The following is a 13187-nucleotide window of genomic DNA, read 5'->3' on the forward strand; positions in this document are numbered from 1 at the left end:
GGAGTCAGTGCCATTTCTGACTCCAATTTTAATAAGGTAAGGTATGAGCAAGAAAATAATCCTCGATTGTGACCCCGGCCATGACGATGCCATCGCGTTATTACTGGCTTATGGCAACCCAGATATTGATTTATTGGCAGTAACAACCGTTGCTGGTAATCAAACCCTCGAAAAAGTCACCCATAATGCACTCGCTATTGCAGAGATGGCGAAAATCACCGGTATTCCATTTGCCGCAGGTTCTGTCCGTCCTTTAGTCCGTGATATCGAAGTTGCACCTGACATTCATGGGGACTCAGGACTTGATGGGCCTGTACTACCTACGCCAACATTGAAGCTTGATCAAAGACATGCAGTTTCACTGATAATCGAAACTATTATGACCCACCCACCTAAAACGGTGACTCTCGTTCCTACGGGAGCATTAACCAATATTGCTCTTGCTGCTCGTCTGGAACCGCGTATTGTTGAGCGAGTTAAAGAGGTAGTACTCATGGGGGGAGGCTACCATGTTGGGAATTGGAGTGCCGTCGCTGAATTTAACATCAAAATCGATCCAGAAGCGGCTCATATTGTTTTCAATGAAAAATGGCCACTAACGATGGTGGGACTAGATTTAACCCACCAAGCACTTGCAACCCCAGACGTCGTAAAAGAAATTGCTGAAATTGGTAGCGATTGTTCGCAATTTGTTGTCGAATTACTGGATTTCTTTGGGAAAATGTACAAGCAAGCTCAAGGCTTTGATGCTCCGCCAGTACACGACCCTTGTGCCGTAGCTTATGTGATTGATCCCTCCGTGATGACGACTCAAAAAGTGCCTGTAGACATTGAATTAACAGGATCATTGACCTTAGGGATGACAGTTGCAGATTTCCGTCACCCAGCTCCGACAGACTGCCACACTCAAGTTGCTGTTAAATTAAATCACCATAAGTTTTGGCAACTGATCATTAATGCATTAAAAAATATAGGGTAATCAATGAATAATGAATTAGAAAACATGCCCTATGAGGTGCTGATTGAGCGTAGTATGAATGCGCTACAAGCCAAAAACCAATTTCATTGTGATACATGGAAATTGGATGAGGCAGATTGGTCGGTCGATCAGACCCAAGGTTCGATTATTTTCCATGTGCCAGACAATATCATGGTGACGGCCCCTGTACAGATCATTGGAACCTATGATCAAAACAAAGGAAGTTGGATGTGGAGTTGGGCAAATAGCTCGATTGAAACATCTTTAGCTCAGGATTCAATTGCAGTAAAAGCCTATGGTGAACGTAATGATAATGCTTTATTGACTGCTCGAGTCAGTCAAATTGAGGAATATGATGCTTGGCAATTAACAGCATTGGCTTGCGAATTAAACACTCAGCAAGGGTGTTATCGTGGCGTTGTAGGTCACACACTGATATACATGACATTTGGTGATATTTCTCTTCAACAAATCTAGTGTTTGCATTCCGCTTAGTGAACAGCCCAACTTTATTAGGGTAGTTCACTCTAGGCGGAAGAATGCTAAGAACGGTGTAAATGGCTTATTGAGACAACTACAATACCTTGCAAGGCTTTTTTAATGTTGCTTCAATTAGGTTGTTTTGAAGTTATCATTCTTATTCAGTTAATTTGAATATCATCAGCGATTTTATTTGCTTTATCCTAAATTGGTTTTACTTGTATGATACGTACATCGAAGACAACATGAGTTGTCTCTCCCCTAATAACGGATAAAGGAATTATATTATGAATATGTTTAAAACTCTGATGGCAGCTTCTGTATTATCAATGGCAGCATTTGGTGCATCCGCAGCAACAATCACAGCTACAGGCGATACCTTGGATTCAACAGAAGCTATTATTGCTGCAAAAGCAAAAGCCGCTGGTGCAGATAGCTATACTATTACTAGTGCTCGCATGGGAAATTTCGTGACCATGAGTGCTGAAACTAAATAATAAAAGCGCCTAAATATATTATTGAAATATTTTATCTAAAAGTAGTGTTGTAGCTAATTTAAATTCTCGCAAGCCTCTTTAGTATCCATTTCTTACACTGAGTGAATTCAGTGTCGTTTTCAGCAATTTTGAACCCCTCGATGTGAATTAACACATCGGGGTTTTTTTTGTCTAAAACAATATAATTGTTACTGTTTTCTATTTAATAGGTAGCTATTTTAAGAGACCGTGATATGTCTAAATATTAGAAAAGTACCAATTAGCCGAATTTTAAAGGTAAGAATGAGGTGACGTTTAGAAAAAGGAATAGCAGTATGTGTTATCCAGAACCATCTGCTCTCATGCTTTTGTCTATGTTATAATACAGCATCTTAATGCTTTCCATGACAGTTTTAGACACTGATGTCTCCAATTAAAGGCGTCCTAATAAGGTAGAATTACACTGAAATAGGTCAAAATGCACGGAAACACGACAAATATAAAAAACAGTGAAAACAAGGGTTTTCAAGGTATGACAGGCTACAAGAACATTAATAGATTTTCCGTTGCTCCTATGCTCGATTGGACAGATCGCCATTGCCGCTATTTTCATCGCTTACTGAGTAAAAATACTTTGTTGTATACCGAAATGGTGACAACGGGGGCGATTATTTACGGAAAAGGGGATTATCTTGCTTTTAGTGAGGAAGAACATCCAGTGGCATTACAGCTTGGTGGTAGCGATCCCGCCGCCTTAGCGCAATGCGCTAAACTAGCACAAGAACGTGGTTATGATGAAATTAATTTAAATGTGGGATGCCCTTCTGATCGTGTGCAAAATGGGCGTTTTGGTGCGTGCCTAATGGGAGATGCCCAACTGGTTGCTGATTGTGTAAAGGCCATGCAAGACGTTGTTTCTATTCCTGTTACAGTCAAAACTCGTATTGGTATTGATGAACAAGATAGCTACGAATTTTTATGTGATTTCATTGAGACCGTTTCTCACCAAGGCGGTTGTGAAATGTTTATTATTCATGCACGTAAAGCATGGTTATCGGGTCTTAGTCCAAAAGAAAATCGTGAAATTCCACCACTAGATTACCCGCGTGTTTATCAATTAAAACGCGACTTTCCCCATCTTACGATGGCGATTAATGGGGGAATTAAAACATTGGAAGAAGCGAAACAGCACTTGCAACATTTAGATGGTGTGATGGTAGGGCGTGAGGCTTATCAGAACCCATCGATTTTAACGGCGGTAGATAATCAATTGTTTGGTGAGCACTACCCTATCATTGATGGTGTGGATGCTGTACGACAAATGTATCCATACATTGAAAGTGAACTCGCGAAAGGCGCTTATTTAGGCCATATGACTCGCCATATGTTAGGCATTTTCCAAGGCATCCCTGGGGCACGGCAATGGCGCCGTCATTTAAGTGAGAATGCCCATAAAAAAGGGGCTGACTTAACTGTGGTGGAACAAGCGTTAGAATTTGTGACCCGATGCTAATAACTCATTGTAATAAATAGAAAAGCTCTGTTAGGCAGCAAATCATATAGGTTTTGAAAATAAGTTAGGAAAATCAATTCATTGATTTTCGGCTGATAACACAAAGCGGGAAAAACTACGTTTTTATCCCGCTTTGTCAACAACCTCAAGCGCCGGTAGGCGCTTTTTTTATCGCAGCTTTGCTTCTTATGGAATAAGCAAACTTGAGCCTTGCGTTTTTCTTGATTCAATTGTGGTGTGAGCTTTTTGTGCATCTTTTAGCGCAAAAATTTGTGATTGCGGCACATCCACATTCACTTTACCACTTAAAATCATATCAAACAGGGCATTACTGGCTTGGTCAAGTTCTGCACGGTTAGTGACATAGACACCAAGGGATGGTCGTGTAACGTATAAGCCGCCTTTTTGGTTTAAGATACCCAAATTCACGCCAGTAACGGGGCCTGATGCATTACCAAAACTCACCATTAAGCCGCGACGTTTGAGGGAATCTAACGAAGCAAGCCATGTGGATTGCCCCACAGAGTCATATACAACATTCACTTTTTCGCCGTTAGTGATTTCTTTAACGCGAGCAGCGATATCTTCTGTTTGGTAGTTGATGACCTCCCATGCCCCAGCCTCTTTTGCTCTTAATGCTTTGTCTGCTGAGCCAACCGTTCCTATCATCTTAGCGCCCAGCGCGTTTGCCCATTGGCAAGCAATTAGGCCTACGCCACCTGCTGCGGCATGGAACAAAAAGACTTCATCGCGTTTTAGCTGATAAGTTTGATGGAATAAATAATAAACCGTCATGCCTTTTAATGAGCTAGCAGCGGCTTGTTCAAAAGTAATACCATCGGGAAGGTGTGCCACGGCACTTTCAGGAACATTATGAACTTCACTATAAGCCCCTAGAGGGCCTTGAGCATAAACAACACGGTCACCCGGTTTGAAGCCCGTGACATGAGCGCCAGTTTTTACAACTACGCCAGAGGCTTCTGTACCAAGGCCACAAGGCAGTTTTGCGACAGGATATAAACCGCTGCGGACGTAGGTATCGATGAAGTTAATCCCAATAGCACGGTTTTCGATTTGAATTTCGTTATCTGCAGGATTTGCAGGGGAATAATCCACTAAGTTAAGTACGTCAGCGCCACCATGTTGCGCGAACTCAATACGTTTTGCCATGACAATCTCCAATAAGGATCATTTATTTTAATTACAATATCAATCGTTCCATCATAACGCTACGTTTCAATCATAAGAATTATTGGTTTGTGCTTTGCATTGTTGACTTCGATTTATATCTTGCAAAGGAAAGACGCAAAGAAAAACACAACTCAAAGCAGATTGGCGTATACTAAGGCTTTCTTGGTTAATTATAGACTTGGATATTAATGTATGGCTAAAAAACCCTCATCGAATTTTAAGACAGATACCCCACGAGACCATCAAATGGAAGGTTTGAAACTTCCACCTCATTCTCTCGAAGCGGAGCAGTCTGTTTTAGGGGGGTTAATGTTAGACAATGAGCGTTGGGATACAGTCTCAGAGCGTGTTACTCATGCAGACTTTTTTAGCCGCCCACATCGTACCATTTTCTCTCAGATGCAATTTTTGCTCGAACAAGGCAAACCCATTGACTTAATCACGTTATCTGAGTCTTTAGAGCAGCAAGGAGAGTTAGATAGCGTTGGGGGCTTTGCTTATTTAGCTGAGCTATCAAAAAATACGCCAAGTGCGGCGAATATTAATGCCTATGCTGACATCGTCCGCGAACGTGCAATTGTTCGCGATATGATTTCGGTAGCAAATGAAATAGCAGATGCGGGCTATGACCCTCAAGGACGTAGTAGCGAAGACTTACTGGATTTAGCCGAAACCAAAGTTTTCCAAATTGCAGAGTCACGCGCGAATAAAGACGAAGGGCCGAAAGGCATCGAAGCTATTTTGTCTGAAACCGTTGAAAAGATTGAACAACTGTACCAGCAGCCCCACGATGGGGTTACGGGGGTTTCTACAGGTTACCAAGACCTTGATAAGAAAACCGCGGGTCTGCAAGGCTCTGACTTAATTATTGTTGCTGCGCGTCCATCTATGGGGAAAACGACCTTTGCGATGAACTTATGTGAAAACGCAGCGATGACAGAAGAAAAACCTGTTTTAATCTTTAGCTTGGAGATGCCAGGTAACCAAATCATGATGCGTATGTTGGCATCATTATCTCGAGTTGACCAAACCCGCATTCGTACTGGGCAGCTAGATGATGAGGACTGGGCAAGAATTTCAAGTACGATGGGCATTTTGATGGAAAAACGCAATATGTACATCGACGACTCTTCTGGCTTGACACCAACCGAGGTACGTTCTCGCGCACGACGGATTTACCGTGAGCACGGTGGGTTGAGTTTGATCATGATTGACTACCTTCAATTAATGCGAGTTCCTGCGCTTTCTGATAACCGTACGTTAGAAATTGCTGAAATTTCACGTTCACTCAAGGCATTAGCAAAAGAGCTCAATGTACCAGTGGTAGCACTATCCCAGTTGAACCGAAGCCTTGAGCAACGCGCTGATAAACGGCCTGTAAACTCTGACTTGCGTGAGTCTGGGTCTATTGAGCAGGATGCGGACTTGATTATGTTTATCTACCGTGATGAAGTTTATCATGACAATAGTGAACTCAAGGGCGTTGCGGAAATCATCCTCGGTAAGCAGCGTAACGGGCCAATAGGTACGGTACGTTTGACATTTAATGGTCAGTGGTCGCGCTTCGATAACTATGCGGGGCCTGCGTATAATGATGAAGACTAAATATTGGGTGGAAATTGATGCTTTTTAGCGTATAAGAAAGTAAGAGAACACATTAGGCTGCCAAGGTGCAGCTTAATTTTTAGCGGATTTAGAAAAATCGAACGAGGAAATAATGAAAGCGGCAACCGCATTGATAAACCGCCGCGCTCTGCGACATAACTTGCAACGGGTTAGGGAAATTGCACCGAATAGCCGATTAATTGCAGTTGTAAAAGCAAACGCTTATGGTCATGGATTAGTAGGGGTAGGCACCGCAGTTCAAGAACTGGTGGATGGTTTTGGTGTGGCGAGGCTCAATGAAGCCTTATTACTGAGACAACAGGGCATAACGAAGCCTATTGTTCTATTAGAAGGTTTTTTCGAACCCTCGGATTTGCCTTTAATGGCGGCACACCACATTGATACCGTGATCCATTGTGTAGAACAGTTGGACATGCTGAAAGCCGCAGTTTTACCACGACCACTGAAAGTTTGGATGAAACTCGATACGGGTATGCACCGTCTTGGGGTATTACCAAAGGATGCTGAAGGTTTTTACCAACGACTACAACGTTGTGAAAATATTGAACTTCCTATCAATATTGTCAGTCACTTTTGCCAAGCAGATGCCCCCCACCTCCCTACAACAGTAAATCAGATAGCTTGCTTTGAACAGTTTATTGCAGGCAAAGATGGCGAAAAATCGATTGCTGCATCCGCTGGAATCTTATTGTGGCCAGAAGCACATTATGACTGGGTAAGGCCTGGGATCATGATGTACGGTGCATCTCCACAAGAAAACAAAAGCGCCGATGACTTTGGTTTGCTGCCCGTAATGACATTAAAATCCACCCTAATTGCAGTTAGGGAACACTTTGCTGGCCAATGTGTTGGTTATGGTGAAACTTGGTGTAGTGACAGAGACACACGCTTAGGGGTTGTCGCCATAGGTTACGGTGATGGTTACCCACGCAATGTCCCTTCAGGTACACCAGTGTTAATTAATGGGCGAAAAGTGCCGATCATTGGGCGAATTTCTATGGATATGACCGTCGTGGATTTAGGGCCAAATGCCACAGATAAAGTTGGTGATGAAGCCATTATGTGGGGGAATGGTCTGCCAGTTGAAGAAATTGCCGCACAAACAGGCATCATTAACTATGAGTTATTAACAAAACTAACCTCACGCGTTGCGATGGAATATGTAGACGAATAGTCAGCAAAGGGTTATTTTCAAATAACAATGTAATAACAACGTTGAATAAGATTATTAATCGTTCGAATTATTTAGCGCACAATAATGATTAGGAGATATCCTGTGTTTGAACATGTCGATGCTTATCCTGGCGATCCGATCCTGTCGTTAATGGATGAATTTAATAAAGATACTCGAGATAACAAAATCAATTTGAGTATCGGTCTTTACTATGATGGCGAAGGTAAAACCCCTGAGCTAGGTACTGTAGGTACAGCGAAAGCGACATTAAACAAACTGCCAGCAAGTGCATCGCTATATTTACCGATGGAAGGTCTGAAAGATTATCGTATCGAACTGCAAAAACTAGTGTTCGGAGAGGATTGCCCATTAATTGCTCAAGAACGTATTGCTACGATACAAACGATTGGTGGCTCTGGGGCATTAAAAATTGGCGCCGATTTTTTGCATAATTACTACCCAGACTCTGAAGTTTGGTGCAGCGATCCAACATGGGAAAACCATGCATCCATTTTCTCTGGTGCAGGAACCAAAGTACATTATTATCCGTACTTTGATGAAAAAACTAAAGGGGTAAAATTTGATGAAATGTTGGCAACATTCAAAAAATTGCCAGCAAACAGCATCATTTTAATGCATCCATGCTGCCATAACCCAACAGGGTCTGACTTGACGCCTGCACAGTGGGATGAAGTGACTAAGGTGGCGATTGAGCACAAACTGATCCCATTCTTAGATATTGCTTATCAAGGGTTTGCGGAAGGTATCAATGAAGATGCTTATGCCATCAGAGCGATGGTTAAAGCTGGCTTGACTGTATTTGTAAGTAACTCATTCTCCAAAATTTTTGGGATCTACGGCGAGCGTGCTGGGGGGTTATCCGTTATCTGTGAAAACCAAGACGAGCGCGACCGTGTATTAGGCCAACTGAAAGCGGGAGTTCGCCGCTTATACTCAAGCCCACCATCCAATGGCGCTAAAATTGTTGCGGCTGTACTGACTGACAGTGCAGAAAAATCCAAATGGTTAGCGGAAGTGGAAGAAATGCGTTTACGTATTTTAGACATGCGCACGGTTTTAGTGGAAGAGCTGAAAAAAGCGTTACCAACCAAAAACTTCGATCACTTATTGAAACAACGCGGGATGTTCAGTTATACCGGTTTTTCTAAGGAACAAGTGGCTCGACTAAAAGACGAGTTTGCCGTTTATTTGGTGGGGACAGGCCGCGTGTGTATGGCCGGTGTGAACCGCCACAATGTAAAACGTATTGTTGAGGCATTTGCTGCGGTTAGCCAATAATTAAAGCTAATTCAATAGTAGGTAAATAGACGCAGGCTAAGCCCTGCGTGAGGTTGTTGACAAAGCGGGATAAAAGCGTGGTTTTTCCCGCTTTGTGTTATCAGCCGAAAATCAATGAATTGATTTTCCTAGTTTATTTTAAAAACCTATATGACTTGCCGTCCAAACATAATATGTTTGTCAGCAGTCTGACGCAGGCTAAGCCCTGCGTTTTTTATCAGTGCCTATAACTGAATGAAATAGCCATGATTTATGATGCGATTAAATTTATTTTCTCTCGTTTTATTTCTTGAGATTTTTGTCTAAGAATTTTTATTTTTTATAAGGGCACCACTTTAGCCTAATGCCTTGAAGATACATTTTTCTATAGAGGAACTTTAAAGGCGAATCAATATCGTTATTTTGAATGTGTTCACGGAGAATGTATCGAATACCCCTGCTTACAACACAAGGGTATTCATTGCACATTAGTAGCCGCGTTCTAAAATGGTTTTTAAGAACCTTGCCGTGTGTGATTTTTCACACTCTGCTACTTCTTCTGGTGTACCAGAAATTAAAATTTCACCGCCTCCGCTACCGCCTTCAGGACCTAAATCCACAATCCAATCGGCAGTTTTGATGACATCAAGGTTATGTTCAATGACGACAATGGTATTTCCTTGGTCGCGTAGCTGATGTAAAACAGCTAAAAGCTGCTGAATATCAGCAAAGTGCAGCCCCGTTGTTGGTTCATCCAAAATATAGATGGTTTGCCCTGTGCCGCGTTTAGACAACTCTTTGGCTAATTTTACGCGTTGTGCCTCACCACCAGATAATGTGGTGGCTGATTGGCCAAGACGAATATAGGATAAACCCACATCCATTAATGTCTGTAACTTACGGGCAAGTGCTGGCACTGCATCAAAAAACTCACGAGACTCTTCAATAGTCATATCAAGCACTTCGTGAATATTTTTCCCTTTATATTTGATCTCTAAGGTTTCGCGGTTATAGCGTTTACCCTTACATTGGTCGCATGGGACATACACATCAGGTAGAAAGTGCATCTCAACCTTGATAACACCATCACCTTGGCAAGCCTCACAGCGCCCACCTTTGACGTTAAAACTAAAGCGCCCAGGGTTATAGCCACGAGTCCGTGATTCAGGGACACCAGCAAACAGCTCACGAACAGGTGTAAACACACCCGTATAGGTGGCAGGGTTTGAACGTGGCGTACGGCCTATTGGGCTTTGGTCAATATCAATAACCTTATCAAAGTGCTCTAAACCTTCAACATCCAAGTAAGGGGCTGGAGTGATGGTGGTTGCCCCATTTAATTGACGCTGAGCAATAGGGAATAATGTGTCATTAATTAGAGTTGATTTACCAGAGCCAGAAACCCCTGTGATACATGTAAATAAACCTACAGGTATTTTCAATGTCACATTCTTCAGGTTGTTGCCTTTCGCCCCAAACACCGTCAGCATTTTATCTTTATTAACGGGAACGCGTTTGGCTGGAATATCGATTCTGCGCTCACCACTGAGAAATTTACCGGTTAGCGAGTCTGGATTATTAACAATATCTGTCAACGTACCTTGGGCAACAATTTGCCCGCCATGGACACCAGCACCAGGGCCAATATCAATTACATGGTCAGCAGCGCGGATAGCGTCTTCGTCATGCTCAACGACAATGACGGTATTTCCTAGGTCACGTAGGTGGATTAAGGTTTCAAGCAAGCGGTCGTTATCGCGTTGATGTAAGCCAATTGATGGTTCATCAAGGACATACATCACTCCCACTAGACCGGCACCTATTTGGCTAGCTAAACGGATTCGCTGGGCTTCACCACCAGATAACGTGTCAGCAGAGCGTGAAAGACTTAGGTAATTCAGCCCTACGTTAACCAAGAATTTTAGACGATCGCCAATTTCTTTGAGTACTTTTTCTGCAATTTGAGCACGTTGGCCTGTGAGCTTTAAGTTTTGGAAAAACTCCATGGCATGACCGATGCTATAGTCAGCAATTTCAGGCAATGTGGTATTTTCGACAAATACAAAGCGCGCTTCTTTACGCAAACGAGTTCCATGACAAGAAACACATGGGCGGTTACTGATGTATTTGGCTAATTCTTCCCGTACCGCTGTTGACTCTGTTTCTTTGTAGCGACGTTCCATATTATTGAGCACGCCTTCAAATGGATGGCGGCGTACAGTGACATCGCCTCGGTCATTGCGATATTTAAACTCGATTGTTTCTTTGCCGGAGCCATACAAAATAATTTTTTGGATAGCGGGACTGAGCGAGTCATATGGCGCTTCAACATCAAACTTATAATGTTCAGCGAGCGACATGAGCATTTGAAAATAATAAAAATTGCGGCGATCCCAACCACGGATAGCACCGCCTGCCAGTGAGATCTCGGTATTTTGGATCACACGTTCAGGATCGAAAAACTGTTGAACACCTAAGCCGTCACAGCTTGGGCAAGCACCAGCTGGGTTATTAAAGGAGAAGAGGCGCGGCTCAAGCTCCACCATGCTATAACCACAGATGGAACAGGCAAAATTGGCAGAGAAAACCAATTCTTCAGCATTTGGATCATCCATATCCGCGACAATAGCGGTACCACCAGAAAGTTCTAGTGCAGTTTCAAAGGATTCGGCTAAACGCTGAGCAATATCCTCACGGATTTTGAAGCGGTCGACAACAACCTCAATAGTATGCTTTTTTTGTAACTCGAGTTTTGGAGGATCTGATAGATCGCACACTTCACCATCAATTCTAGCTCGGATATAACCTTGAGAGGCTAAGTTGTCGAGCAGTTTAACGTGCTCCCCTTTACGCTCTTTAACCACCGGAGCCAGTAACATCATTTTACGGTCGGTTGGCTGAGCCAAGACATTGTCGACCATTTGGCTGACAGTTTGTGCAGCAAGAGGGATATCATGATCAGGGCAGCGAGGCTCACCAACACGGGCAAAAAGTAACCGCAGATAATCATGGATCTCAGTGATAGTCCCTACAGTAGAGCGTGGGTTGTGAGATGTTGATTTTTGTTCAATAGATATCGCAGGGGATAGCCCTTCGATATGGTCGACATCCGGCTTTTCCATTAAGGAAAGGAACTGACGTGCGTACGCGGATAGAGACTCTACATAGCGGCGCTGACCTTCTGCATAAAGGGTATCAAAGGCTAAAGATGACTTACCTGAGCCTGACAAACCTGTAATAACAATTAGTTTGTCACGAGGGATAACGAGATTGATGTTTTTCAGATTATGCGTGCGTGCGCCGCGTACTTCGATATTATCCATTTACCACTTCCCAGATGATTTGATATTGAACAATCGCAAGAAACTATTATCACATATTTATGGCTGAATGGATATACAGTACTTGTCATATTTCCTTACTCGATTATATTTCAAACCGTGGCATTGTTGGCCGTGCTCAGCGACGCAGACCACATTCTTTTGAGTGCTCCCTGTGATATCTTCGTTTGCCGCCTAGCTTCAGATTGAATTATTTAGAGTAAAATATTAATAGTGAAACTGGAAAGCAAAAGTCAGAATTTATTGAAAAGATAGATGTAGTATGAATTATTTTGTGCTTATATTAATAAGGCACTATGTAATACCACTTAAATTTGGAAAGCGTTTCGCAAGTTAACCGCGTAATTTCAATTGTTGGTGCAAATCGTCTCGGTCGTTGGTAAACTCCACGGCTAATCCAGAGATTAAATTCAATGCATCAGGAGTATTAAATGGCCAGCAGAGGCGTAAATAAAGTAATTCTTATCGGTAACCTAGGACAAGATCCAGAAATCCGTTATATGCCTAACGGCGGAGCTGTGGCAAACCTGACTCTGGCGACTTCTGAAAGTTGGCGTGACAAGCAAACCGGTGAGATGCGTGAAAAAACCGAATGGCACCGTGTAGTTATTTTCGGCAAATTAGCTGAAGTTGCAGGGGAATACCTGAAAAAAGGTTCACAAGTCTATATCGAAGGTTCTTTGCAAACACGTAAGTGGCAGGATCAAAGCGGTCAAGATCGCTACACGACAGAAGTAGTTGTCAATATTGGTGGCTCAATGCAAATGTTAGGTGGCCGTGGTGGTGATGCTTCATCACAAAACCAAGGTGGTCAAGGGGGATGGGGTCAACCTCAACAACCTCAAGCAGCGCAACAATTCAGTGGCGGTGCTGCACCAGCACGTTCTGGAGCTCCAGCACCACAAACCAATGAACCACCAATGGATTTCGATGATGATATTCCATTCTGATTGCCAATCATCATTAGAATAAAATTAAACACAGTTAAAGGCCTCCTAGTGAGGCCTTTAACTTTATCTATACATAATACATACGTGCCATACTTCATACGGTATGGAAATTGACGTTAAATTAAGTGAAAAACACGAATATTTGACTGAAATTTAATTTTGAAATTTAAACCAAACCC

At 42.7% G+C, this 13187-nt stretch carries 10 protein-coding genes; 8 read left to right on the plus strand and 2 right to left on the minus strand.

What is annotated here, in order from left to right:
- Positions 1–43 precede the first annotated feature (43 nt).
- The 4 genes from uriH (at position 44) to dusA (ending at position 3448) form a co-directional block, all read left to right on the plus strand.
- Positions 44–979, plus strand: coding sequence for a uridine-preferring nucleoside hydrolase UriH (gene uriH / locus ACLPIE_RS16925; protein WP_430262889.1), 936 nt, complete (start codon positions 44–46; stop codon positions 977–979).
- Between the two features lie 3 nt (positions 980–982).
- Positions 983–1456 carry a DUF6882 domain-containing protein gene (locus tag ACLPIE_RS16930; protein ID WP_430262890.1) on the plus strand — a complete coding sequence of 158 codons (474 nt, stop codon included), beginning with the start codon at positions 983–985 and terminating at the stop codon, positions 1454–1456.
- Between the two features lie 290 nt (positions 1457–1746).
- Positions 1747–1956, plus strand: a complete 210-nt coding sequence (locus ACLPIE_RS16935) for a YdgH/BhsA/McbA-like domain containing protein (RefSeq protein ID WP_430262891.1) — start codon at positions 1747–1749, stop codon at positions 1954–1956.
- 511 nt (positions 1957–2467) lie between these two features.
- The gene (gene dusA / locus ACLPIE_RS16940; protein ID WP_430262892.1) at positions 2468–3448 is read left to right on the plus strand and encodes a tRNA dihydrouridine(20/20a) synthase DusA; all 981 of its coding nucleotides are present in this window, start codon (positions 2468–2470) and stop codon (positions 3446–3448) included.
- 186 nt (positions 3449–3634) lie between these two features.
- On the opposite strand, the gene ACLPIE_RS16945 is transcribed toward dusA, so the two are convergent.
- Positions 3635–4618, minus strand: a complete 984-nt coding sequence (locus tag ACLPIE_RS16945; RefSeq protein WP_430262893.1) for a quinone oxidoreductase — start codon at positions 4616–4618, stop codon at positions 3635–3637.
- Positions 4619–4831: 213 nt separating this feature from the next.
- On the opposite strand from ACLPIE_RS16945, the gene dnaB reads away from it, so the two are divergent.
- The 3 genes from dnaB to ACLPIE_RS16960 all read left to right on the plus strand — a co-directional run bounded on the left by dnaB (position 4832) and on the right by ACLPIE_RS16960 (position 8738).
- Positions 4832–6244, plus strand: coding sequence for a replicative DNA helicase (dnaB, locus tag ACLPIE_RS16950; protein WP_110592477.1), 1413 nt, complete (start codon positions 4832–4834; stop codon positions 6242–6244).
- Positions 6245–6356: 112 nt separating this feature from the next.
- The gene (gene alr, locus ACLPIE_RS16955; RefSeq protein WP_430262894.1) at positions 6357–7439 is read left to right on the plus strand and encodes an alanine racemase; all 1083 of its coding nucleotides are present in this window, start codon (positions 6357–6359) and stop codon (positions 7437–7439) included.
- Between the two features lie 102 nt (positions 7440–7541).
- The gene (locus ACLPIE_RS16960; RefSeq protein WP_430262895.1) at positions 7542–8738 is read left to right on the plus strand and encodes an amino acid aminotransferase; all 1197 of its coding nucleotides are present in this window, start codon (positions 7542–7544) and stop codon (positions 8736–8738) included.
- Positions 8739–9205: 467 nt separating this feature from the next.
- Here ACLPIE_RS16960 and uvrA read toward each other — a convergent pair whose 3' ends face one another.
- Positions 9206–12040, minus strand: a complete 2835-nt coding sequence (gene uvrA / locus ACLPIE_RS16965) for an excinuclease ABC subunit UvrA (protein WP_430262896.1) — start codon at positions 12038–12040, stop codon at positions 9206–9208.
- 449 nt (positions 12041–12489) lie between these two features.
- On the opposite strand from uvrA, the gene ACLPIE_RS16970 reads away from it, so the two are divergent.
- Positions 12490–13008 carry a single-stranded DNA-binding protein gene (locus tag ACLPIE_RS16970; RefSeq protein WP_430262897.1) on the plus strand — a complete coding sequence of 173 codons (519 nt, stop codon included), beginning with the start codon at positions 12490–12492 and terminating at the stop codon, positions 13006–13008.
- The last annotated feature ends 179 nt before the right edge of the window (positions 13009–13187 follow it).

Origin of the sequence: Providencia sp. Me31A (genome assembly GCF_050487165.1) — a bacterium.
In the GTDB taxonomy this organism is placed as follows: Bacteria; Pseudomonadota; Gammaproteobacteria; order Enterobacterales; family Enterobacteriaceae; genus Providencia.

Bases quoted from the DNA above. Each gene is read 5' to 3' on its own strand.
- alr (WP_430262894.1), top strand. From the start codon at position 6,357: ATGAAAGCGGCAACCGCATTGATAAACCGCCGCGCTCTGCGACATAAC.
- ACLPIE_RS16935 (WP_430262891.1), top strand. From the start codon at position 1,747: ATGAATATGTTTAAAACTCTGATGGCAGCTTCTGTATTATCAATGGCA.
- ACLPIE_RS16945 (WP_430262893.1), bottom strand. From the start codon at position 4,618: ATGGCAAAACGTATTGAGTTCGCGCAACATGGTGGCGCTGACGTACTT.
- dnaB (WP_110592477.1), top strand. From the start codon at position 4,832: ATGGCTAAAAAACCCTCATCGAATTTTAAGACAGATACCCCACGAGAC.
- ACLPIE_RS16970 (WP_430262897.1), top strand. From the start codon at position 12,490: ATGGCCAGCAGAGGCGTAAATAAAGTAATTCTTATCGGTAACCTAGGA.
- uvrA (WP_430262896.1), bottom strand. From the start codon at position 12,040: ATGGATAATATCGAAGTACGCGGCGCACGCACGCATAATCTGAAAAAC.
- ACLPIE_RS16930 (WP_430262890.1), top strand. From the start codon at position 983: ATGAATAATGAATTAGAAAACATGCCCTATGAGGTGCTGATTGAGCGT.
- uriH (WP_430262889.1), top strand. From the start codon at position 44: ATGAGCAAGAAAATAATCCTCGATTGTGACCCCGGCCATGACGATGCC.
- dusA (WP_430262892.1), top strand. From the start codon at position 2,468: ATGACAGGCTACAAGAACATTAATAGATTTTCCGTTGCTCCTATGCTC.